24 protein-coding genes are annotated in these 21353 nt (G+C 39.6%); 13 read left to right on the top strand and 11 right to left on the bottom strand.

Annotated features, from left to right (window positions below; translation table 11 throughout):
* The first annotated feature begins 19 nt into the window (after positions 1-19).
* Positions 20-718 carry an ATP-dependent Clp protease proteolytic subunit gene (locus tag CRI9333_RS24600; protein ID WP_015201451.1) on the top strand — a complete coding sequence of 233 codons (699 nt, stop codon included), beginning with the start codon at positions 20-22 and terminating at the stop codon, positions 716-718.
* Here CRI9333_RS24600 and CRI9333_RS27185 read toward each other — a convergent pair.
* The 4 genes from CRI9333_RS27185 to CRI9333_RS27180 all read right to left on the bottom strand — a co-directional run bounded on the left by CRI9333_RS27185 (position 685) and on the right by CRI9333_RS27180 (position 4388).
* Positions 685-1092, bottom strand: a complete 408-nt coding sequence (locus tag CRI9333_RS27185) for a hypothetical protein (protein WP_015201450.1) — start codon at positions 1090-1092, stop codon at positions 685-687. The genes CRI9333_RS24600 and CRI9333_RS27185 overlap by 34 nt on opposite strands.
* A gap of 173 nt (positions 1093-1265) precedes the next feature.
* The gene (locus tag CRI9333_RS28465; protein ID WP_071881108.1) at positions 1266-1550 is read right to left on the bottom strand and encodes a GUN4 domain-containing protein; all 285 of its coding nucleotides are present in this window, start codon (positions 1548-1550) and stop codon (positions 1266-1268) included.
* Positions 1551-1720: 170 nt separating this feature from the next.
* Positions 1721-2626, bottom strand: coding sequence for an IS5/IS1182 family transposase (locus CRI9333_RS01585; protein ID WP_015201449.1), 906 nt, complete (start codon positions 2624-2626; stop codon positions 1721-1723).
* Positions 2627-2813: 187 nt separating this feature from the next.
* A complete protein-coding gene (locus CRI9333_RS27180) occupies positions 2814-4388 on the bottom strand; it encodes a DUF6399 domain-containing protein (protein WP_015180084.1) in 1575 nt (524 codons plus the stop codon).
* A 95-nt stretch (positions 4389-4483) separates the two neighbouring features.
* Here CRI9333_RS27180 and CRI9333_RS01575 point away from each other — a divergent pair, with 95 nt between their 5' ends.
* From CRI9333_RS01575 to CRI9333_RS01550, 6 genes are all read left to right on the top strand, one after another.
* Positions 4484-4933, top strand: coding sequence for a hypothetical protein (locus CRI9333_RS01575; RefSeq protein ID WP_015201448.1), 450 nt, complete (start codon positions 4484-4486; stop codon positions 4931-4933).
* A 671-nt stretch (positions 4934-5604) separates the two neighbouring features.
* Positions 5605-6510 carry an EamA family transporter RarD gene (rarD, locus tag CRI9333_RS01570; protein ID WP_015201447.1) on the top strand — a complete coding sequence of 302 codons (906 nt, stop codon included), beginning with the start codon at positions 5605-5607 and terminating at the stop codon, positions 6508-6510.
* Between the two features lie 402 nt (positions 6511-6912).
* Positions 6913-7416 (top strand): hypothetical protein, encoded by a 504-nt coding sequence (locus tag CRI9333_RS01565; RefSeq protein WP_015201446.1) that lies wholly within the window; start codon positions 6913-6915, stop codon positions 7414-7416.
* Positions 7417-7483: 67 nt separating this feature from the next.
* Positions 7484-7657 (top strand): leucine-rich repeat domain-containing protein, encoded by a 174-nt coding sequence (locus CRI9333_RS27530; RefSeq protein ID WP_232229373.1) that lies wholly within the window; start codon positions 7484-7486, stop codon positions 7655-7657.
* A 556-nt stretch (positions 7658-8213) separates the two neighbouring features.
* Entirely contained in the window at positions 8214-8660 is a 447-nt protein-coding gene (aac(6'), locus tag CRI9333_RS01555; RefSeq protein WP_015201445.1) for an aminoglycoside 6'-N-acetyltransferase, read from the top strand.
* A gap of 70 nt (positions 8661-8730) precedes the next feature.
* Positions 8731-9627: a phosphodiester glycosidase family protein gene (locus tag CRI9333_RS01550; protein ID WP_015201444.1), complete on the top strand. Its 897-nt coding sequence runs from the start codon at positions 8731-8733 to the stop codon at positions 9625-9627.
* A 61-nt stretch (positions 9628-9688) separates the two neighbouring features.
* On the opposite strand, the gene CRI9333_RS26390 is transcribed toward CRI9333_RS01550, so the two are convergent.
* The 3 genes from CRI9333_RS26390 to CRI9333_RS01540 all read right to left on the bottom strand — a co-directional run bounded on the left by CRI9333_RS26390 (position 9689) and on the right by CRI9333_RS01540 (position 10472).
* A complete protein-coding gene (locus CRI9333_RS26390; RefSeq protein WP_015201443.1) occupies positions 9689-9844 on the bottom strand; it encodes a hypothetical protein in 156 nt (51 codons plus the stop codon).
* Positions 9845-9945: 101 nt separating this feature from the next.
* Complete coding sequence (locus CRI9333_RS01545; protein ID WP_015201442.1) at positions 9946-10134, bottom strand: hypothetical protein; 189 nt, start codon at positions 10132-10134, stop codon at positions 9946-9948.
* Positions 10131-10472 carry a hypothetical protein gene (locus tag CRI9333_RS01540; protein WP_015201441.1) on the bottom strand — a complete coding sequence of 114 codons (342 nt, stop codon included), beginning with the start codon at positions 10470-10472 and terminating at the stop codon, positions 10131-10133. Before CRI9333_RS01540 ends, CRI9333_RS01545 begins: the two co-directional genes overlap by 4 nt.
* A 373-nt stretch (positions 10473-10845) precedes the next feature.
* On the opposite strand from CRI9333_RS01540, the gene CRI9333_RS27175 reads away from it, so the two are divergent.
* The 3 genes from CRI9333_RS27175 to CRI9333_RS01530 all read left to right on the top strand — a co-directional run bounded on the left by CRI9333_RS27175 (position 10846) and on the right by CRI9333_RS01530 (position 14605).
* Positions 10846-10983 carry a hypothetical protein gene (locus tag CRI9333_RS27175; protein ID WP_198013711.1) on the top strand — a complete coding sequence of 46 codons (138 nt, stop codon included), beginning with the start codon at positions 10846-10848 and terminating at the stop codon, positions 10981-10983.
* Between the two features lie 71 nt (positions 10984-11054).
* Positions 11055-12923 (top strand): helicase-associated domain-containing protein, encoded by a 1869-nt coding sequence (locus CRI9333_RS01535; RefSeq protein ID WP_015201440.1) that lies wholly within the window; start codon positions 11055-11057, stop codon positions 12921-12923.
* An 11-nt stretch (positions 12924-12934) separates the two neighbouring features.
* Positions 12935-14605, top strand: coding sequence for a DNA repair helicase XPB (locus CRI9333_RS01530; RefSeq protein WP_015201439.1), 1671 nt, complete (start codon positions 12935-12937; stop codon positions 14603-14605).
* Between the two features lie 228 nt (positions 14606-14833).
* Here the strand turns inward: CRI9333_RS01530 and CRI9333_RS01525 are convergent, their stop codons facing one another.
* Together CRI9333_RS01525 and CRI9333_RS01520 are read right to left on the bottom strand one after the other, a co-directional pair.
* Positions 14834-15535 (bottom strand): hypothetical protein, encoded by a 702-nt coding sequence (locus CRI9333_RS01525; protein ID WP_015201438.1) that lies wholly within the window; start codon positions 15533-15535, stop codon positions 14834-14836.
* A gap of 228 nt (positions 15536-15763) precedes the next feature.
* A complete protein-coding gene (locus CRI9333_RS01520; protein ID WP_015201437.1) occupies positions 15764-16534 on the bottom strand; it encodes a prohibitin family protein in 771 nt (256 codons plus the stop codon).
* A gap of 424 nt (positions 16535-16958) precedes the next feature.
* Between CRI9333_RS01520 and CRI9333_RS01515 the strand changes: the two genes are divergently transcribed.
* Together CRI9333_RS01515 and CRI9333_RS01510 are read left to right on the top strand one after the other, a co-directional pair.
* Positions 16959-17708, top strand: coding sequence for a DM9 repeat-containing protein (locus CRI9333_RS01515; RefSeq protein WP_041225827.1), 750 nt, complete (start codon positions 16959-16961; stop codon positions 17706-17708).
* A gap of 320 nt (positions 17709-18028) precedes the next feature.
* The gene (locus tag CRI9333_RS01510; protein ID WP_015201435.1) at positions 18029-18493 is read left to right on the top strand and encodes a hypothetical protein; all 465 of its coding nucleotides are present in this window, start codon (positions 18029-18031) and stop codon (positions 18491-18493) included.
* Positions 18494-18637: 144 nt separating this feature from the next.
* On the opposite strand, the gene CRI9333_RS01505 is transcribed toward CRI9333_RS01510, so the two are convergent.
* Positions 18638-19615 (bottom strand): leucine-rich repeat domain-containing protein, encoded by a 978-nt coding sequence (locus CRI9333_RS01505; protein WP_232229372.1) that lies wholly within the window; start codon positions 19613-19615, stop codon positions 18638-18640.
* Between the two features lie 479 nt (positions 19616-20094).
* The gene (locus CRI9333_RS01500) at positions 20095-20718 is read right to left on the bottom strand and encodes a hypothetical protein (RefSeq protein WP_015201433.1); all 624 of its coding nucleotides are present in this window, start codon (positions 20716-20718) and stop codon (positions 20095-20097) included.
* Positions 20719-21042: 324 nt separating this feature from the next.
* On the opposite strand from CRI9333_RS01500, the gene CRI9333_RS26385 reads away from it, so the two are divergent.
* Positions 21043-21207: a hypothetical protein gene (locus CRI9333_RS26385; RefSeq protein ID WP_157462224.1), complete on the top strand. Its 165-nt coding sequence runs from the start codon at positions 21043-21045 to the stop codon at positions 21205-21207.
* The last annotated feature ends 146 nt before the right edge of the window (positions 21208-21353 follow it).

Here is a 21353-nt window from a genome sequence, read left to right as displayed (position 1 = left end):
ACACTACTCTCTAATCATCATGTTAAAGAATTTATATTTGGGTGCGTTGAGTATGTTTTTGATTTGCGGTGTATTTACTACTGCTATATCTGGTCAAAAATCATTTGTCTATGCTCAAGAAAAACCATCGCAAGAAAATGAAAAAACCCCGTATGTGTTACGAATAATGTTTTTTAGAGGCGTTGATATCAACACAGTATCTAACTTAATTTCAGTAATTGAAACTTATAACACTCCTGAAAGAATTGAAATTTATATGAGTAGCTTTGGAGGAAATCCAGAAGCTGCATTAGTAGCTTACAATTATTTAACCAGTTTGCCAATTGAGGTGCATACATATAATTTGGGTCATATTGCTTCTGCTGCCACTGTTATTTTTTGTGCAGGTGATAAAAGATATGCTTCACCGAGATCTAGTTTCTTGTTTCATGAATTAAAAGTTAGTTTTTCTGGTGAAGATAGAACTGAAAATTATGGACGATATTTGGATTATTACGACTTACAAAAGAAGCGAACGAATTCAGCTATCAAACAATGCTCTCAGTTCTCGGATTCAGAATTAAATGTTATGTATACTGATGGAAAGGTCTTATCAGCAGAAAACGCTAAAACTTCGGGGTATGTAACTGGTATTACTAATACTATGCCTACTTCTCAAGCACGCCTAGTATATATTGTTGGTGATCAACTAAAGGATGGATTTCCTCCCTTTAGGTAGGTTATAAATTCAGTCATCACTATTAAAATCGTAACAAAACCAAACAGGAAAAAGGCAACGATTAATTTGTGTAATAATACACCATTTCTCGTGTATCTAAACTGTACTCTTTTAGTAGCTTGTACAATACTTACTCTCGTACGCCTTTGTAGTGTATGTATCTGTTGATGATGTTTAGTACACACATAAAGTAAGTCTTCAAACTTCTCATTACCTAGATTTTTATAGTGCAAATGATGCACATGAAGTTTCTTAATTGCACCACAGAAACACTCAGGCTTACCACCTACAAACCGTTTAAACGCTCTATTCTTAGCTCTCCAGTTATCGGAAGATATATATTCCTTGTATTCTTTTGTATATTTAACAGCCATATTGAACTAATAATGAAGCGTTCGTACTATGCTGTCAATATTTAATACACCTAACCATTGTCTACCTTATTCCATAATATAAAGAAGCCACCAGTTCCTATCCGGTGGCTTCTTTATATTTTTACACAATTGACAGCTTAAGTTTTTTATTGTTGACCTAAAGCATATGGTACTTAACTTTGAGATCCTGGCTGTGGTATACCACATTTATCACGTCGAATCGCAATTCTTGTATATTCTTTACCTGTTCTACTTATGCAACAACCAAACGCATATTTACTGTTAGTATATTTTTTCCATGTTTGGTCAATAGTCGATAACACCTCGCATGGGAGCGAACTATAATCTATCAAACCCTTACTTGTTCTTCCAGCAAATTTAAGCATTATAGAGCTGCTTTCAGAATCGGCGTCCCCCCATTGTTGCGCTGATAGATAGTTACGAAGCTGGCTAGACATATCCAGAAACCATCAAAACCTTTCTGTGAAAGGTTTTGATGGTTTTTCAGCTTGTGCGATCGCCAAGAGCAAAAATACGACTGAATTAGGCTTTGAGCTAATTCAAGTTAATTTAGAACCCAAAGATTAACAGGCTTACATAGCAAGAATTTCTAAAAAGCTCAAATTTTTTACATTGCTAGCATTAAGGCTCCAATCCTCAACCTAACTAAACCACAAACTATCTGGATTACTTGGTCATAATGTTTTGGTCTCAACCGAAATCGCTCAGTAGCCACTCGAAAAATTTTTACCAATCTAATGATATGTTCAACTACAATTCGTTGTGTTGATATTTCCTTGTTTTCTCGCTTTTGGTCAATGCTTAACTCTTGAAGCTTAGGTTTCTTATGTGGAGTTTCAATTTGACTTTCTCCTATATAACCTTTGTCCGCTTTAAACTTTTGGCTAGTTGCAAATTTTTCTCGTCGCTCTCTAAACAAATTGATATCGCTACTTGGGCCAGGCTTCCCTATTGTCACGTCTACTATCTCTGAACCATCTGGTAAAATAATAAACTGATTTTTTAGTGTATGGCTTTTCTTCTTTCCTGAATAATACTTTTTCTGGTTGCTGTAATCGGTAGGTCTTTCCCTGGCTTGTTCTGAGCTATCTACTACTAATATCCACTGCTCCAGGACTTCTTTATATTTTTCCCAATTATTGGATTTTTTTTTTACTTGTTCTAAAAGTGAGGGTGGCAACAATTCACCCAAAATTTTTATCCAGTCATGGAATATATTGTGTGCCGTTGATTCACTCACCCCAAACTGCACACCTAGTAGTTGAAATGTCGGCATATGGTGCAGATAAACTAAAGTTAATAATATTTGCTCTGTTACAGCTAATTTTGGCTTTCTACCACCACCTTTTTTTATTATTCTAACTTTGGATTCTTCTTCTACAGCTTGGGATTGATTGAAAAGAGCTTCTGCTTCTACGATTAACCATTGCAATTGTTGGTAATCAATTCCGAGCAAACGTTTAGTTTCTTGAGGATTAGATGTGATGTATTCCAGTAAAGAACTGGCTACCAATCTAAGGCGGGACAGTTAGTGGAATCTTGATGACAATGCGATTGGGCAGGAAAAATGCCAAGAAAGAGAAATCAATCGCCCAGATTGTGTAGTACAATACTACAAACAGCTAGAAACAGTAATTCCTAAATGTTGAAATAAGAAAACCAATTAGATTAAGTGAAATTTCAGTATTTAGTTAATTAAACTAGATGATTTGGTAAGATTTACGGGGTAAAGGTAAGTCACCCATCTGTGAGATTACCCAATCAAATAAAGCGGGAAATTCTTGATTGAATAAACGTTGTGCTGCTGTGGTCTTATCGGCTCGTTGGATATCAAAGTTATGAATAACAGTCAACACCTGTAAATGCTTTGAAGAAATTCCGCGTCCACAATGATGTATACGAGATAAATAACCATTGCGTCCCTCAATGGCAGAAGAGCTACGTTGAAATTGAGCCGACATTTGCTCCGCCCAAGAACGCCAGTGTATCCATTCATTCTTAGAGACTTTACTGGTTAAGGGATGTTCCAATAAGTGGCTTGAATAATGCCTTGATACCTGAGTATAAATTTCCTTTAAAGCAGGGTTTTTAGTTTGTTTAATGACTGAGAGCCAATAAAAATGGGGTAAAAAATAACCAAGTAACCAATTAGATAGGTCGGGAGAAACTTGCTCTAACTGCAAACTTTCTTCTACAGATTGCCACCACAGGTTAATTCCAGCAGCAATCGCACTAACTTGACCGCTAAATGTTGATATAGCTGTTTCTAACTTGGGAATTTGGTAAGTATATCCTAACGTCGCTAACTGGGGTAATTGTTGATAAAGAATGGTGGCGACATCGACTGTAGTTTGAAACCCACTACCATCAATAGCAAAAGGATGAACGGCACAAGTAATTTGATGCAATATATTGTGGTAAGCCAGCTTGCCAGTTAATAAAAAGTTATATTGCTCTTGTAGAACAGCAATTTTTTGTGCTAGTTTTTTAGGGATAGATTGGCTATGTCCTGAGTAGTTTAAAGCTTGATTATGTAGGGTACGTAACTGTTTCTTAATTTGATTTAATCGGTTACCAAAACGGCAACCGATTACTCTGGAAATACCCCGCATGGCATGAAACAGGTCAGGGATGGAAAGACAACCCATATGCACAGCCAACTGAATTAAAGCACTCGCGCGGTCACTGACCAGAGATTTAACTATCACCGTCGTACCCAAATTGTTGAGCGCACTCTTAGCTTTTTGGCTCCAAGTGAGGTACTGGCGGTCGGTACTATAATCTTCTAAAATAATGTAGCCGGAAACCAAATCCATCAATACCAGTACAACTTCAGGAAAGAACGTTTCGTCAGCCCCCGCACGGACTTCAATCGGCGCTGAATGGTTTTCCAACTGTTGTTGCATCTGTACCTGGTAGTTGAGAATTTGCTCTCTCATCTGAGCTTCAATACGGCGCAAGCTACTGGGAGAAACTCCGATGACATTCTGCAATCGTAGAATATGAAAAAAACGAGAAATTGCTTCGCAACCAACCCCTTGTTGAATCCCAAAAATATAGAGGGTAGCAAACACTAATAGCCGCAACCATTGATAAGCTTCTGGTATCTCCCATAGATATGATTCTGGATGTAGGTCACGTCGCTTCATGGCTTGTTGATGCCGATGTACACTACTTTTAGAAATTTGTGTAACCTGTGCTATCTTACGGAGAGACTTTTGACCGTGATTCCAACAAGCTTGGGAAATATCAAAGCAACGCTGTCGCACATTCATGTTATTTGTCAGCTACACAGGACAATAAGTTTATATATTAATATTAATTCGCGTTTTATAAACGCGAACTAAGGAGATATTTACTACCCCAGCTTATGGACGACCTCTCTAGTAAAACCTCTAAGTTAGCCCCAAAAGTTAGAGCCACACAATCACAAGATTTAGCAACTCGTGCTCTTCGTATCAAAGAAGCGATTGCTCAATTAAGGCAGGAGATCGAGCACCTAGAATTAGAAGGTAATATCGCTCCACCTGATGTTTGGGTCATGCGCTACAAGGCTCGTAGCCGTACAGGTTATTATTGGTATTACAAATTGCAAGCTAGAGAAGCGATTTTTCCACAGAAGATAGATAGTAGCAAACGCAGTAAGTACAAACATTTAGGTAAAGCTGGTTCCAGTGAACATATTGATGCTGTAATGCTTGTCGCACGTCGCGGAAAAATTGATGCTTGTGCTAGAGCGATATCTTCTCTTTATGAAAGTTGGCTGAGTTTATATTCTGAATCTCAGCCGGAATCCACACCAGAGAGTACACCCAAATAATTAACTTTTAATTAGAAAAATCTTATTTTGTTCGCGTTAGAGTAACGCGAATCTACTCCAAATTAGTTTTTTGTTCTTATTCCTATACTACATCTAAGAATGAGCATCACGAACAGAGCATAGCAGCTTTTTACCATTTACTACCTCTACTGACTCCGCCCCAAACTGTCCCGCCTTAGATTGGTAGCCAAAGAACTCATGACCAGCAGTGCAAAAATACAATTTTATCATCTTTGCGGATTTCTCATTTTGTTTTTTGGAGATGTCTATTGCACTCTCAGGTCTACTGACTGTGCTTTACTTGTCATTCCAAAACTCAAAGCACTTAGCAGCCCTATCAAGGTAGAAATGATTAGGCCAAATTTCTTAAACATGGGAATTTTTTAGGTAACAAGTTGTCTAGTTTTATTATGCCCAGTTTAAATACAAACCCAGAGTAAGTCATTACCGAAAACTGCAAACTTTTTTTCCCAAAAAAAGTGCTTCTGTAGTACCAGGCTTTACAGATTTAGATTTATTGGTGGCACTTGTTTCAAATCAGTTAACTTCCTAACTTATTTTAGGGTGGGTTTATTCAGTTATTACATTTGCAAAAAGCGTGGGCTACTCAACGCTCTTAGAAATGCTAAAGTAATCCCTACGTTACTGCACTTTTAGGAAGCAACTGACTTTTGTCTAGCAACCCTCATCCAGACTCCTCAAAAGCAATTAGCAAGACTGGTGCAATCTATGCAGTTTTAGCTTACACAGCTTGGGGTCTACTGCCAATTTACTGGAAATTCTTTGGACAAGTATCAGAGAGCGAAGTGTTAAGCCATCGCATCATCTGGTCGATGATCTTCTTAACAGGGCTAGTATTTCTTACTCTGCGAAGTCAAGAGTTGCATCAGCTATTTCACTCCCCAACTCGCTTGGGAATTTTACTCATCACTGCTTTGCTGCTCACCTTCAACTGGGGACTTTACATTTATGGAGTGAATGCAAATAGAGTTGTAGAGACAAGCTATTGTTACTTCATCAACCCACTGGTGAATGTTCTGCTGGGATTTGTGTTCCTCAAAGAGCGATTGCATCTTGGTCAAAAATTAGCTGTCCTCTTAGCTGTGATTGGAGTTCTTAATTTTGTCTGGGATTTTGGGGAAGTACCTTGGCTTGCTTTAGGGTTAGCATTTTCCTTTGCCTTTTATGGGCTGCTGCGGAAGCTGGTGGCGGTTGCGCCGCTCATAGGACTGGCAGTAGAAACACTGCTACTTGCGCCTGTGGCTTTGGTACTTATCGGATACTGGGCGATAACGGGAGTAGGGCATTTAGGTGTATCTTGGTCTACCTCGCTGCTATTTATTGGCTCTGGCGTGATCACCTCGTTTCCACTGCTGTGGTTTAACAACGCTGCCAAACGGCTGCGGCTTTCCACTCTAGGTTTTTTCCAGTACCTAGCTCCGAGCCTGCAACTGATGCTGGGGGTATTTCTCTACCATGAACCGTTTACCCGCACACACGCTGTCACCTTTGGCTTCATCTGGGTAGCACTTGTCATTTACTCCACAACCTCTTTGGTTACACACAAGTTTAGTTGAATGACACTGTTGATCTCAGATTGACGGCGTTTAGGTTTTGAGGAAAGTGAACTGACAAGTCAGCGCAACGCTCTCGCACTTACGAACTCGCAAGGGTAGTAGAGAGGGCGGAACAAGATGAAAGTTAGGTTGGTCAAATTGAATCAGGTAAACCTTGACAATGTGAAATTAGTTAAAGTACGTTCGCTCTTATTGCTTGTGCTGTATTTATACTTAGATGCCAAATCTGAAATTAGCCACTTGTCTAACTGACCAGTATTAAATTACTACTTTTAACCCAAAATTTAGCTTTAAAAGAACTGAGTGGTAGACACATACATAAAGTGGTTACTACTCACCCCCAGTGTTGAGGTAGTCAGGAAATACTGAAATCAATCGAGTTCAATAATTACTCAAAAAAGAATGAAACTTACCTACACTACTAAAAATTCTTTATCTTCTATTGCTAATTCTGTTAAATTTATTACTACTAAATTACAATTGAAAGTTATTGTCGCTTCAGCATTATTAATTGGCGTAACTGGAAGTATGGCGATTGATACAATAGTACTTACTGCACCAACAAGCGCCAAAACTGTTTCTAAAACCAAAGTTCGTACAGCTAAAAAGCGAGTTATAGCTAAAAAGCGAGTTATAGCTAAGAAACCAGTTATAGCCAAGAAACCAGTTATAGCCAAGAAACCAGTTATAGCCAAGAAACCAGTTATAGCTATAGATACACCGAAGGTTCAGAATGAAGTTAAATTTTTAGATGCTAAGTTGGAAGCTGCGATTAGGCGGCAGGTAGGGATTCCCAATAGCAAGCAACTAACGCTCTACGTCCTGCAAGGGGTAAAAGTTTTAGATGCCGATGACTCAGAAATAACGTCATTAGAGGGAATTCAAGCGCCAAAATCAAATCAGTGATGTGACCCCACTGGCGAGTTTGATTAATCTAACTGGGCTGCACTTGAGGAAAAACCAAATAAGTGATGTGAAACCACTCTTGGGTTTGGCAAATCTAGATGTGCTGGAGTTGCATGGCAACCAAATCAGTGATGTAACCCCACTGTCGGGTTTGACTAATCTGAGCTATCTGACCTTGAGTGAAAACCCAATTAATAACTGTCAATCATTACCCGAAAAACTTCGTAACTACTGCCAATAAATCATCTTGGCACTCAGTTACACTAGCCTTAAACTTTTGAGACTGTAGAAAGCTTGCGGCGATTTGAGCCATATTTACTCAAGATTGTTTCAGGACTGTGGCTACCTGTTACTAAAAAGTAAGTGCTGTATAAGACAGGGCTGACATTTCAACAAATTGACTTCATTTTTAAGAGTAATCGCGCTACTAATTGGCTATAAAAGTAGGTGTCATCCCTCTTCATACAGGAAGTAGTTTTTATAGAAATAAATTTTTGATAATTAACAAAGATTGACTAACAGAACCCCACCCGTCAATAATAGACAAGTGGGGTTCAAAGTTAAAATATATTTATTTCTACTATATAACTTTTGGCTAGTCCGAGGTTTGATACATTTATAATATACAGTTCACCTGAAAGGGTGTTACTTGTAAGAATTACCGAACTTTTTACTCAGGTTTCTGAATAATTAAGTATATTTACATAGGGTTTATCTGCTGTGCAGGAGAATTTTTGCTCAAAGATAAGTTCTCAAAGGGCAAATTAAACTTAATAATTGATGAGGTTACTTAAACAGTGAAAATTATCAAAATTACCCGATCTAATTTTAATGAATGGCTTGATCTTGCGTTAAAGCTGTGGGCAGATCAGTCGTCTCAAGAGATGCAAGAGAGTTTGGCGAATATTCTTAAATCAGAGCGTGAGGCAGGTTTTCTAGTCAGAAATGCTAATGGAAAAACAATGGGATTTATCAATCTTTCTCTGAGATATGATTATGTTGCAGGTGCTACAAATAGTCCTGTTGCATATGTAGAAGGAATTTACGTCAAAGATGAATATAGGAATCAAGGTGTAGGTAAATACTTAATTGAGTTTGCTTCTCGTTGGGCGTTGGAACATGGGTGTACTGAGTTGGCATCAGATGCCTTAATTGAAAATACAGCCAGCTATGACTTTCATACGAAGGTAGGGTTTCAGGAAGTAGAGCGAGTTGTAACCTTTATTAAACAAATTTCATTATAGCTAACTGATATAAATCACTTGATCATTGTTCTACTTAAAATAGAATAACTAATTAATTTAGGTGTAATTGATGCAAAATCAAAAAATGTGGCGACGGTCTTTTTTGTTTTTAGGGGGAATGGCAATAGCTAAAAGTTTAACTTTAGCATTACCAGCAGTTGCTCAACCTGTACAACTAACCAGACGTACTATTGCGGGTGTCTCATTATATCAAACTACTATTGACCTGACTGACCCTCAAACTTTTATCACTATCGGTTTAGCTAATAACGCTAATCAAGCTAATACGATGCAACTATCTAAGGGTGATGAACCTTTTTCCAATATGGTTGCTCGTTCTAGAGGTGCGGTAGTCACAACCGGAACGTTTTTTGCCAAAAATAACCAAAAAACTGTGATGGGGAATATGGTGGCGGGTGGTAAATTCCTTAAATACAGTCAGTGGGAGAACTTTGGAACAACATTAGGTTTACGTACTGGTAATCGACCAGAAATGATTACAGCTAGAGTTGATGGCAAACCGGAATGGGACAAACACTGGTTTTCGATTACTTGTGGCCCAAGATTAATTAAACAAGGGAAAATTTGGCTAAATCCTCAAGTGGAAGGATTCAAAGATAGTCACGTTCTAGGAGTAGCTGCGCGGACAGCAATTGGTTATTCCGCTGATGGGAAAAAGCTATTTTTGGTAAATTTCAACCAGGATTTATCCTTACAAACAGAAGCAAAACTAATGAAAGCAATTGGGTGTTATGAAGCAATGAATTTAGATGGCGGAGCATCTAGAGCATTAGCAGATAGTGGTAAAATTTTAGTACCTGCGGGGCGATCGCTAACTAATGTAATCGTTGTCTACGATGCCAAACACCCCGCACCCACAGCTTTAAAACAAGCTTTTCTGCGTTTTCAAACTACAGGTCGAGTATCTTCCGACCATATTTATAATGCCTACTGTTTGAAATTTTAAGGATAGTCCGCTGAAATTCTTTGATAATTCTGAAGCTCTAGTAGTTGTAATCCACTCTGGATTACCAATGACTTACTTGTACATATAAAGAGCCTGGTTTACTGGAATCAATTGACGCGGCATGACAGTAAACTGCCTCAATGCCTGTAAATGCTGATTCCATAGACTCTAACAAGTCTAGGTTAGCCTCAAAAAGCTCAACTCTACTATCCCTCATCTTTGATAGGGAAGGACAGTTAAAGTCAATTTTTCTGGTGATAGCACCCAGGTTAGTAATTCACTCTACCATAATACAAATTGAAGTACGGAATGTAGGCTTTAAGCGTGAGGTGTTTGACGCAACGTATAAATCTTTTTACGTTGTTCTAACAAGTCAATTTCTAGCTGAGAATTCAACTCATCTAAATCGAGGATATGCTTATCCATACGTTTATTAAGTTCGCGCAACTTAGCAATATGACTTGCTCTTGTTTGCGGGTCGGGAATTTTTGGTTGATTTGCGATCATAAGTTGAAGTCTCTTCTAATTTCGGCAACAGTTGCGCCGATTGCATCTACTGTCGCTTCAGCCTCAGCAAGAAAGCGTACAAGTAATTCTAGGTTATCACGAGTAGCTACTGGTTGTGCGGGATAAATTTGTCTTAATGCGGTGAATAAGCGTGAATAGTACATATCTGCTCTTTCCCTGGCATTTTGCAACTGATCGAGGTAATCAATTGTTGCTTCTGTTTCACCAAATATCTCCATTAGGGTAAATTCTGTAGCTGTCGCTTCATCAATGCGTTCTAATAGCTGTTGTTGTAAATTAAAGATCCTGATAATTATTTCTTCTGGTAGTCTTGCCATGCAGTTTCTAAATAAATACTTTTTAAAAATAACTATTTTAAATTATAGCATTATCAAAAATATATATTTTATTTACTCCCGTTAATTACATTAATAAAGATAGCATTTTTAGAAGAGTAGGATAGTAATTAATTCTTAGATAAGCATCTGCAATCGCCCCAAATTTAAACAAACATCAGTAAGTTATTAGGGTGATTTGCTGCTCTTTTAGATATTTAATTTAACATAAATTCAGGTTTTAGGTTAGCAACTTTTCAAATAATCTATAGAAAATTGAACAGGAAATACAGAGTGAAAATTAGCAAAGATGAGTATCGCAATCAGGTAAAAAAACAACTAACAATTTTTGTGTAATTAATGCACAGTCAAAAATGTGGTGACGGTCTTTTTTGTTTTGAGAAGGAAGGGCAGAGCCAATTCAGCTAGTGGTAAGATTTTAGTACCTGCGGGGCGATCGCTGATTAATGCGATCGTGGTCTGCGATGCCAAAACATTGCACCCACAGTTTTAAAACAAGCTTTTCTGCGTTTTCAAACCACAAACCCAAAAAGCTACCGTCTAAAATCTCAAGGATAGTTTTTCATGGGATACTACTCTCAACCTGAGCGCATTCCTACCTTACTAGAAGCACTCAATAATCTCATAGTAGATCAATTGAAGGCATTGGCAAATCTCTTGTCTGGCGGGAAAATTCCGACGCGCAAAGCCGAATTGGTAAGCTATATTGAGCGGCAATTACAGGGTGAGTATCTTCAAAGCCTGTGGTTACAATGCGATTCTACTCAACAAGCGGTGATTTCGGAAGTAGTGCATTCTCCAGACGATCGCTATCAGCCCGCACGTTTTGTGAGTAAGTATGGCAAAGAACCGACTTGGGGAACAGGTGAGAGCTATTCCTACAGTTACAAGCCTTCAGTTCTGGCATTGTTTTTCTACACTTATACAATGCCTGCTGATTTGAAAGCGCAACTGAAAACATTTGTACCTGCACCAGAACCGACGCGGATTCAAAGTGTCGAAAGCTTACCAGCCACACTCCTACGCACTCAAAGAACCTACGATTTTACTACTCGTAAACGGCAAACAAACCCGATTGAACTACCACTGCATTCACGAGCAACAGAGCAAGTTGCACGACGAGATCTGCAAACTGTCCTGCGATTGGTAGATTTGGGCAAAGTAAGCATTAGTGAAAAGACTTTTTATCCTACTGGTGCCTCCTTAACAGCGATTGCAGAGGTACTGGAGGAAGGAGACTACTATAGCGAGTGGACGGAAACTCAATCGCCTGGAGGTTGGCAGTATGATTACCCAATTGGAAATATCAAAGCATTTGCCTGGATCATGCTATTGCAAGTAGGTAAATTAGTAGAATTAAGTGGCAAGCGTTTAGCATTGACCAAAGCAGGGCAGAAAGCATTGAATGAGCCAGCCGAAAAGACGCTGCAAACACTTTGGAAAAACTGGTTAAAAAATACGTTGCTGGATGAATTGCGACGGATTGATAGTGTTAAAGGGCAAACAGGTAAAGGTAAACGCAACCTAACCGCCGTTGCTGGACGACGTAGTAAGATTGTTGAAGCCCTCAAAGATTGTCCGCCTGGGCAATGGATAGAAGTATTTGACTTTTTTCGCTACATAATTGCAGCAGGCTATGAGTTTGAAGTTAGCAGAAATCCTGATAGTTTAACAATCTCAGGATATGGGTCGCTGGATGACTCTGATTTTCTAATTTTAGAAGCACGATATATTCTTTGTTTTTTCTTCGAGTATGTCTCTACTCTGGGATTAGTAGATGTAGCTTATATACACCCTGATGATGCTATTTTCAACTTTGAAAAAGATGTGCATCTGGATTTCTTTTATCAACCATGTTTAAGTCGCTATGATGGTTTAACTTATTTTCGACTAACTCCATTAGGGTCATATTTCTTGGGTTTGAGCGATCGCTACATACCTGTAACCTTACCCCAGAAACAAGTTTTACGAGTGCTGGCGAATTTAGAAGTAGTCGCAGTGCAACAACTGACTCGCGCCGATCGCTTATTGCTGGATAATTTTTTGCAGCCGATTTCCGATTCAGTCTGGCAATTAGAGCCAAGTAAATTGCTGGATGCGATTTCTCAGGGACGAAGTGTGGATGAACTGCGACAATTCTTAATAGCCAATAGTAGCGAAGCCTTACCGCAACCCGTGGCACAGTTTCTGGCAGATTTAGAAGTACGAACGACCAGTTTGCAGGATTTAGGTTCTGCTCGCTTAATTCGCTGCACTGACACGGCACTGGCTACATTAATTGCTAACGACTCTCGCACCAAAGCATATTGTTTTTTAGCTGACCAACCTCAAGCGATGAATGCAGGACTTGCTTGTTATTTAGTTGTACCAATTGAAACTGAAACCAAGTTTCGTAATGCCTTGAAGAAGTTAGGTTACAGCCTTCCCGTTTAGATGAAATTTTTATGAGCTATATTCCAGAAAATGCTCTAATTATCCAAAGTGATCGCTCAGTGCTGCTAGAAGTGCATTCACCTCGTGCCGACGCTGCCCGCTCTGCGATCGCACCCTTTGCTGAATTAGTTAAAAGTCCAGAACATATCCACACTTATCAAGTTTCGCCTTTGAGCATCTGGAACGCACGAGCGGCGGGAATGGCAGTAACTGGGATGATCGACGCATTGCGAGAATATGCCAAATATCCCATGCCTGATGCGATCGCACAAGAAATTTCTTCATTGGGTAGCCGTTATGGGCTGACTGTGATTGAGCGAGGCGACGGATATCTGTTGCTAAAGATGGCAGATTTAGCCCTAGCAGAGTTACTCAGCCGCAATGAGGGCGTTTCAAAATTTCTTGGTGAACGCCTCTTGCCACTGGTTTTTCAGGTTAATGCTGCCCATCGAGGTGTACTTAAACAAGCATTATTAGCAGCGGGTTATCCTGCCGAAGATTTAGCAGGTTATACAGAAGGCGATGCCTTGGCGATCCAGTTACGCTCCAATTGCCTCACAGGTACACCCTTTCAATTGCGAGACTATCAGAAAGAAGCGGTTGAGGTATTCTACCAGGCAGGACGAGTTCATGGTGGCAGTGGTACGATCGTGCTGCCCTGTGGATCTGGAAAAACTATGGTGGGACTGGCGGCGATCGCCGCCGTGCAGTCAAATACGTTGGTACTCACCAGTAGTTTAACTTCGGTACGGCAATGGCGACGGGAGTTGCTGGATAAAACCACATTACCGGAGGATGCGATCGCCGAATATAGTGGCGAAAGCAAACAAACTGCACCTGTCACACTGGCAACTTACCAAATTATCAGCTACCGCAAGAGTAAAACCGGGGAGTTTCCGCATTTTCAATTGTTTAACGCTCGCTCCTGGGGCTTAATTATTTACGATGAAGTTCACTTGTTGCCTGCACCTATTTTTCGTATTACTGCCGAACTACAAGCCCGCCGCCGCCTGGGATTAACTGCAACTTTAATTCGAGAAGACGGTAGAGAAGGAGATGTCTTCGCGCTGATCGGCCCCAAACGCTATGATGTCCCTTGGCGCGAACTGGAAGGGCAAGGATTCATTGCAGCAGCAGAATGTACTGAAATTCGCGTACCTCAAGATTCTGAGCGCCAGATGGAATATGCTCTAGCAGAGAAACGTCATCAGTTTCGCATTGCCGCTGAAAATCCGCGTAAGTTGATGGTTGTTCAATCTTTGTTGCATCAACAAATTGGACACCGAATCTTGATTATTGGTGAATATTTAGATCAACTCAAACAGATTGCGGCACTCACAGGACTACCTATTATCACTGGAAAAACTTCACAAATTGAACGCGATCGCCTGTATGAACAATTTCGCGATGGTAGTATTAGTGGATTGATCCTCTCGCGCGTTGGGAATTTTGCCTTAGATCTGCCAGATGCCGATGTACTGATTCAAGTGTCTGGTAAATATGGCTCAAGGCAGGAAGAGGCGCAGAGACTAGGACGGATTCTTCGCCCCAAAAACGATGGTCATAGTGCTCAATTCTACACCTTGGTTTCTCAGAGGACGTGTGAAGAAGATTTTGCTCGTCATCGCCAGCTATTCCTAGCAGAACAGGGTTATAGTTACCAAATTCAAATACTCACCTGAGACTTTATATTCATTAGTGATGCTGTTGGCGAAGTCGAAAAACATTCTTACTTAGGTAAATTAGTTCAACAATGACTTTTAATCAATTTCAAAAAATATTGTGTTGAAAGTTATAACTAAACAACCAATTACTAAACCTAAATAAACAACTAATACACCCATAGCATACTTGTTAACGGAAATATCAACTAGAAAGCTAAATTAAAATTCCATATTACATTGCTAATTTTACTTGCCTAAATAAACTAGACTTGCGGAATAGCATTCTCCACTGTGATCGCAATTTCTTATAGAGAATGAATCTTGAGAAAATCGTTCAATGTAAAAATTATCAGCCTCGTATTCTTCGTTTGTATACTTTGTTAAAACTTCTCCATTCAGAATATATCCCCCTTCAGGATTGACATTAAGAGTCATCTTTTGTTCCACAGCAGCACCTGCGCCAGAAACCAGTACCATGTTCCCAGAGTTCCCTCGCATTCGTAAGATACCATTCCACCTCCTGCTTTTTACAGCCCAAGCACCATAAATATTTTTAGAATAAGGATTAGTATTTGATGCTGTCTGATTGGGACTACATAACTTAAAACCCCGCTCGACTGACGCAAAATTGTAAAAAGTACCAATAGCTTGAATAAAGCATTGTCCTGGTGCTATAGATTTAGCTTGTTTGCATACCATAGCTGCTCGTTTAGCAACTTGGTCATCATAAAATGTAGGAAGCGCTGCTCTAAAACATTGCGCTGGTATAGTATTTGTAGCACCTTGGCACATCCATGTTACTAAATCATCCGTATAAGAATTAGCAAAAGTAGGCAGTGCTTGTTGATAACACTTTAGGGGATTGGCTTGAGCAAATTTAACATTTATCGTTAATAATGCTAAAACATTAGAAATAATAATTATTTGCAAGTATTTTCTTATTTTCATACGTGTCCTCAAATAAATTATTAATTCTCACGCTCAGTTTAATTGTTTGTTAAGCAGATGCTAGCTATAAACGAAACTAATATTCATACTTAACTAAAACATCACAAAAAGTGCGAAGCTCTGCGAGCGCGCTAGCGCTATCACACACGCAAGAATTTTGGAAATTGTACTCAACTAAATCAAAAAGTAAATCTTTAATAAGTAAAACTTACTCTTGAAGTTTTTATCTTATTTTGATGTCGTGTCTGACTTGGCTTCCTTTTGGGCTTGCACAAAGGTGTTTAGGCTGCTGTTACTTGTAGGGGCAGTTAACGAGTGTCCGTCCCACTTTTCTATAGCCTTATTCATTAGTATTTGTGGCGTGAGGGATGTCTGTAAACTTTGTAACCGTTGTGCCTCAAGCTTGGCTGTTTGCAGTTCTGTCTCTTTCCTTTCTAGTTCCTGTTTAGCAATCTGCTTTTGCTCAATTGCTTGTTGGACATTTTCATCTAACACAAATCCGGTAACGTCTACTTTTAAGAGATCAACATAAGAACTTGTACCAAGATTGTTATTGAGTTGATCAACAATTGCCTTACTAATTTCACCTTGGTTCTCGATGATGTAAGTCATGTCATACTGACTAATGACCTGTTTGACAGCAGCGTGTAGAGCAGGCTGCAAAATGGTATTGATAATTATCTGATTAGAGCGACCTACGTTAGCATAAGCTTCCGAAGCATTTCTTGGGTTGAGCCGCAACGTTGTAGTCGCTGTTACTTTCATCTTCTGTGAATCTCTTGTTAAAGACGAGAACTCTTCAGGAATCGCCACAGTTTGCACAGATAACCTATCCACTCGTGAGACCAAGGGTGTAATTAAGTGCAGACCTGGTTGTAGTGGTGTTGGAACTACTACACCGAATGTAGATTTAATACCTAACTGACCAGAGTTAACAGTAGTGATGCTACAAAAAATGATTACTAATCCAACAGCAATAGCACTGATTAATCCGTACATAACTTTTATAGAATATAAAGCAATATATTGCTAAAATAGCATTTTATTTTTACAAGATTTGAAAAATAAGCTTAGAAGCTACAGCGAAGCTCGACGAGCGCGAAGTGCGCTATCACAGTCGGGAGTTTTAGATATAGCAGTAAATTAATACTATTAATTTACTTGGTTCGGAGGGATTTAGTTCTAGCATTTACAAAATACAGTTATTACTAAAATTGAACCAACCTATAGGTCATATATTAACGACGATATTATTGCGCTAAAATAGGATATGTGCTTGGATAAAACACGATATTAAGAAATGTTTTTAATGCCTACAGTTTTGTAACAAAAATAAGCACTTAACTACCGGGTGGAGAGGTCTAGCCTCCGAAATCTGAAGGCGGAATTTGTAGCTACCGATCCAGTTCAAGATCTTGACATCATGAAACGACTATCTTCACTTCTTCCGGCTTCAGTTGCAAGTACCCTTTTTGTTGCCGCATTTGCTGCCTGCGCCCAAGCAAACCCTGGTGTAACTCAGGTAAGCCAGATTTGGCACATTTCAGACTCGGTTCGCATTAACCCAAATATCAACAAACTTATTTCCCGCCCTGCTTGGGTTGTGACACGAGGAGAATTACCTAAAAATGCCTTGAAAGTTGGTTATGATGCTTTTGTTACGGAAGAAGACGGTCATGTGATTGCAAAAACACCCGCGACTTCTTTATATCTTTGTCGAGCAATTCACGAAGGAACGATTTATCCTGGTAAATATGTCAATGGCTCGTGCTCGATCAGCGTCAACGGAGTTGAGCGTCACCAAAAAATTTCTCAAGTTCTCGTGAACGTGCCTAGTGAAATCGTTAGATGGGATTCGATCAAAGGCGAGGGCTTTCATCCTTTACATGGTTTGGCATTCGCAAGTGGTGGAGACTCGGCGCAAAAATTCAACACTTGCCGAGCCGCCTACAAAGCAGGGCTACATCCAGGCAGAATTGTGGGAAGTCAATGCCTGATCGGATGGCGCGGTATCGAAGTGGCACAATCTAACTATGACATTCTTTACATTCAGGGTGTCAAAGAACTTAAAGGAGCGGTCGAATTAAGCCGACAGTGCTACCCTGCTACAGACGAGCCGCTTGAAGAAGGCACAAGAGAGGCTTCAGTCTGTAATTCTCGACCGCTCAAATAATATAGAACCCATTTGACATCTGCCAGCGTCCAATCGCATTTGCCCACAGTCCTAGCGTAGTTGACCAAGCTTCTAATTGCTGCTAATCTGCGGTTGACAGTGTTTTCGGCAAGCCCCTTCTCCATCACGTGCTGTTTATACCGCAACACCAGCGCGATCGCATCAAACCTATCCATACTGAGGAATTGAGCAACTAACTCCGGTGTGGGTTTACGTCCAGCAACCGCTTCAAAAGAGAATAGAGATTTTACACATTTGAGCTTACAGGGCTCCTCCTTTTCTTATCCCGAACTCAGGTTAATTAGATTGGAGATTTTCTCATGCAGCGTAAAGGTCTTCTGTTTCAGTCTATGTCAAAGCTACTGATTACGAGTGCGATCGCACTAACGTTATTTGGAGGTCAGGCGCAGATTGCTAGTGCGGAAACGCGCGAACAATCAGTCAACAGTGTGACAGATTGGTTGTTTGGTAATTTGCATCCTGAATTAAGTCGGCGTAAACTGCAAACCAATGAGCGTGGCTATATTCGGGAGTGGCAAGCGATTCGGGTTGTGATTGATCAAAGAGGGCTACGGTATCAAAAAATTGCTCCTAATCGTAATCCTTGTGAGATTCCAGACTGGTCATTTAACAACGATGATGAAGCTTTAAAGGAACGTCTTGCGGATGCAGTTTTCTACAGTCGTTACTCTCGAAGGATTTCAAAACCGATCACCTCGAAAAACAGTGCTGCGGTGCGAGAGTGGCTTAAGTTGAAGAACTCGATGTTTGTTGCGTATTGTTAGCTTTACTACTGATTATTGAGCTTCACCAATGAGTGTGAATGCTGCCCAATTCTTCGGATTTGGAACTCTAAACCAATACACAAAACCTTTGCGATCTTGATCACTACTGAAAAGGGAATGGAAATATAACTTCCATTCCCTTAATCATAGTTCCAACAAATCATCTGATGGTGAGTTCTCGAAAGAACAGATACTTAGGGGATTGACTGGACATACCCGATTCTTGATCGGATTTTGGGAAACCACTAACCTCTCTAGTTTCTTTAGGCTCGCCAAAGATTGAATACTGGTAATACGGTTGTTTTGTAAACTAATCGTCTCTAAATCGGTCAAAGCTGCTAGAGGCGTGACATCGACAATTTGATTGTGACTGAGGCTAATACTTACCAGTTTCTTGAGATTGGATAGAGAACGGAGATCCCAAATCTGATTGCGGTTCAGCTTTAAACTTTTTAAATTGGTCAAACTAGCGATCGCTTTAATATTAGTAATTTGATTATTCTGAAGTTCGAGTCTTCTTAAATTGCTTAAACCTGATAAGGGTTGAATATTCTTAACCTTGCTAGAATTTACTTCCAGAATAGCCAAAGTTTTTAGATTAGCTAAGGAGCTAAGGTCAGAAATTTGAGTATTAATGAAACTGACTTCCGTTAATTGGATGAGATCCTTTAAAGCATCGATATTTTGGATTGAACTATACCACAGAGTAAATTTTTGTAACTGAGTCAGGTTGGCGAAAGGACGAATATCCGTGATGTTGCGCCCTATTAGTCCGAGATCGGTCAAATTATTGAGGCTAGCAATGGGAGTGAGGTCAGTTAGGGCGTTGCTGTGAATGACCAGTACTTCCAGATTTGGGAGATTTGCAATTGGTGTCAGATCGGTAATTTTGTGGCTAAATAAACTAAGTTTCCGCAGATTTGTCAAGCTAGAAAATGGTCTTAGGTCGCTAATGTTGGAGGAATTAGGGCTAGAAGTAAGGATCTCGGTGCGCTGCTTAAGAGCAGTATCCGCTGATCGACAATAGGGAGTACCAGCCGCTTCCAATAGATAGTTAATGGTTTGTTGGGTTTCTAAGGGCAGAGAATTTCGTCGATTACACCAGTCTTCAAAGCTCTTCATTGCTGACAAATCTGTTGCCAAGGTTACTGATGGATGGGAAAACAAGGTGATCAATAGCCAGCTTGAAAACAACAAAAATTTCATAATCAAAAAGCTTTTAGTTTAAGTTGCAGCAATATCTCTGATGTTTTAATCAAATAGTCAGTCAAAATTTATTAGCTATATGATTATTGGCACGATATGTGGATTTCGGTCTGTGATATACGATCACACTCATGCAGCTTACAAGGAACAAGTTTAGCCATCCTATCAGTGGATTGCCATCGATCATACCCCCTGCGGAAGTGCGAAATAGTCAATTAGAGCAAATTGCCAAGCTATATTGATCGCTAAATCAATCTCAAAAAGCTTCAGCGATCAAACGAACACTTCCCAAATCTCCCAGGTTTACGAGACCCCGCATCAAGCCAATTCCACCCTCTTTAAAGTTACCCACCTTGCCGAGTCGCTAAGTTGCTCATCACTTCTAAAACATCCTCTTAGTTTACCGATCGTAGTTTCTGGGTCAGTCTCCAACAGCCATTCCGGTGCTGAAAAATGTAAGCTGCAGGACTTCCAAAAGTTTGCACCACTTCTTCTGATTCTGTGCCTGTCTCATTTCCCGTATACTTGTACTGCGCCTTGATATAATCGACTCGGAAAGTGTCTGCACTAATGCGATCGGCAGTATATCTTGCTCGAATATCTTTTCCTTGTTCGTCTTTACCCCAAACAAACTTCTCAAAGAAAGCTTTGTATTCATCGGGAGCGCAGAAAGAAGGTAAATTTGTTTGAGCGCGTTTTTCATTTTGGGCTTCAGCGATCAACTGATCCGCTGTTTCTCGCTTGGAAACAGTTGCAGCAATGCTCTGAACTTCAGCGATCGCCTCATTCGACTCGCGTACTGCTTCAGGTCTATTTTGCTGACGGATATTTTCATTAATGATTTCTTGTTGGTATTGCTGTTGCTGTTCTCTGATGTAGCAATCGCCCCAACCTGGATCTAATGCTGAACCTCCACACGCGAGTGCCGAGCGATGAGTCAAGGTAACCGATAAAACCGCACTGGTCAATGCTACTCCACTAAGTAATGAAAGTTTGAATAAGCGCTGTCTAACTAGCATTTAATTAACCTGAGTTCGGGATAAGAAAAGGAGGAGCCGTGTAAGCTCAAATGTGTAAAATCTCTAATTCAGCAAGCTCCTTCCATGTCTAGTCTAGTATCATTATCTATATCAATAGTTTACTAAGTGTGTATAAAATTAAATTAAGAAAATCTAAAAAAATATCAAATTATACTAAAATATTTTTAACAAATTTTATAGTTTTCATCTAGAATGACAATTTTTATGTGGAAAAAACATAGCTTTTCAGTTCTGATTTCAAGCTGTATTTTACTAACTTCTTGTTCATTAATAAATCAAAAACCCCGTATAGGTGATATTTATATGCGTAAAGAATCTGATACACTTTATGAAATAATTGAGGTATTTTCTGAAAAAAGACTAGGTAGAGGGAGAGTTTTAATATTAAGAGAATTGAGTGATAATACTTCTAGCGGAGGGTCTTATGAAGAAGCTGAACTTGAAAAATATTTTTACAAGAAAAAATAAGTTTTTATTTAGCTCCAAAAATGTAGCACTATTCTCTCAGATGAAGACTATATAGTGTATACGTCAAGCGATTATAAAGAATACTGCATCTATACAGAGATATTAACAGATGCTAGATTGCTGGATGACTTTTTTAGAGTATTAAT

The organism is Crinalium epipsammum PCC 9333 (assembly GCF_000317495.1).
Classification (GTDB): Bacteria; Cyanobacteriota; Cyanobacteriia; order Cyanobacteriales; family PCC-9333; genus Crinalium; species Crinalium epipsammum.
This window is presented reverse-complemented; position numbering and strand designations above follow the sequence as displayed.

Excerpts from the sequence above, each read along its gene's own strand:
- CRI9333_RS01575 (WP_015201448.1), top strand. The coding sequence starts at position 4,484 with ATGGACGACCTCTCTAGTAAAACCTCTAAGTTAGCCCCAAAAGTTAGA.
- CRI9333_RS26390 (WP_015201443.1), bottom strand. The coding sequence starts at position 9,844 with ATGAGGGATAGTAGAGTTGAGCTTTTTGAGGCTAACCTAGACTTGTTA.
- CRI9333_RS01525 (WP_015201438.1), bottom strand. The coding sequence starts at position 15,535 with ATGAAAATAAGAAAATACTTGCAAATAATTATTATTTCTAATGTTTTA.
- CRI9333_RS01545 (WP_015201442.1), bottom strand. The coding sequence starts at position 10,134 with ATGATCGCAAATCAACCAAAAATTCCCGACCCGCAAACAAGAGCAAGT.
- CRI9333_RS01500 (WP_015201433.1), bottom strand. The coding sequence starts at position 20,718 with ATGCTAGTTAGACAGCGCTTATTCAAACTTTCATTACTTAGTGGAGTA.
- CRI9333_RS01515 (WP_041225827.1), top strand. The coding sequence starts at position 16,959 with ATGAAACGACTATCTTCACTTCTTCCGGCTTCAGTTGCAAGTACCCTT.
- CRI9333_RS01535 (WP_015201440.1), top strand. The coding sequence starts at position 11,055 with ATGGGATACTACTCTCAACCTGAGCGCATTCCTACCTTACTAGAAGCA.
- CRI9333_RS28465 (WP_071881108.1), bottom strand. The coding sequence starts at position 1,550 with ATGTCTAGCCAGCTTCGTAACTATCTATCAGCGCAACAATGGGGGGAC.
- CRI9333_RS27180 (WP_015180084.1), bottom strand. The coding sequence starts at position 4,388 with ATGAATGTGCGACAGCGTTGCTTTGATATTTCCCAAGCTTGTTGGAAT.
- CRI9333_RS24600 (WP_015201451.1), top strand. The coding sequence starts at position 20 with ATGTTAAAGAATTTATATTTGGGTGCGTTGAGTATGTTTTTGATTTGC.
- CRI9333_RS01530 (WP_015201439.1), top strand. The coding sequence starts at position 12,935 with ATGAGCTATATTCCAGAAAATGCTCTAATTATCCAAAGTGATCGCTCA.
- CRI9333_RS27185 (WP_015201450.1), bottom strand. The coding sequence starts at position 1,092 with ATGGCTGTTAAATATACAAAAGAATACAAGGAATATATATCTTCCGAT.
- CRI9333_RS01540 (WP_015201441.1), bottom strand. The coding sequence starts at position 10,472 with ATGGCAAGACTACCAGAAGAAATAATTATCAGGATCTTTAATTTACAA.
- CRI9333_RS01550 (WP_015201444.1), top strand. The coding sequence starts at position 8,731 with ATGCAAAATCAAAAAATGTGGCGACGGTCTTTTTTGTTTTTAGGGGGA.
- CRI9333_RS01565 (WP_015201446.1), top strand. The coding sequence starts at position 6,913 with ATGAAACTTACCTACACTACTAAAAATTCTTTATCTTCTATTGCTAAT.
- CRI9333_RS01505 (WP_232229372.1), bottom strand. The coding sequence starts at position 19,615 with ATGAAGAGCTTTGAAGACTGGTGTAATCGACGAAATTCTCTGCCCTTA.
- CRI9333_RS01520 (WP_015201437.1), bottom strand. The coding sequence starts at position 16,534 with ATGTACGGATTAATCAGTGCTATTGCTGTTGGATTAGTAATCATTTTT.
- CRI9333_RS01510 (WP_015201435.1), top strand. The coding sequence starts at position 18,029 with ATGCAGCGTAAAGGTCTTCTGTTTCAGTCTATGTCAAAGCTACTGATT.
- CRI9333_RS26385 (WP_157462224.1), top strand. The coding sequence starts at position 21,043 with ATGCGTAAAGAATCTGATACACTTTATGAAATAATTGAGGTATTTTCT.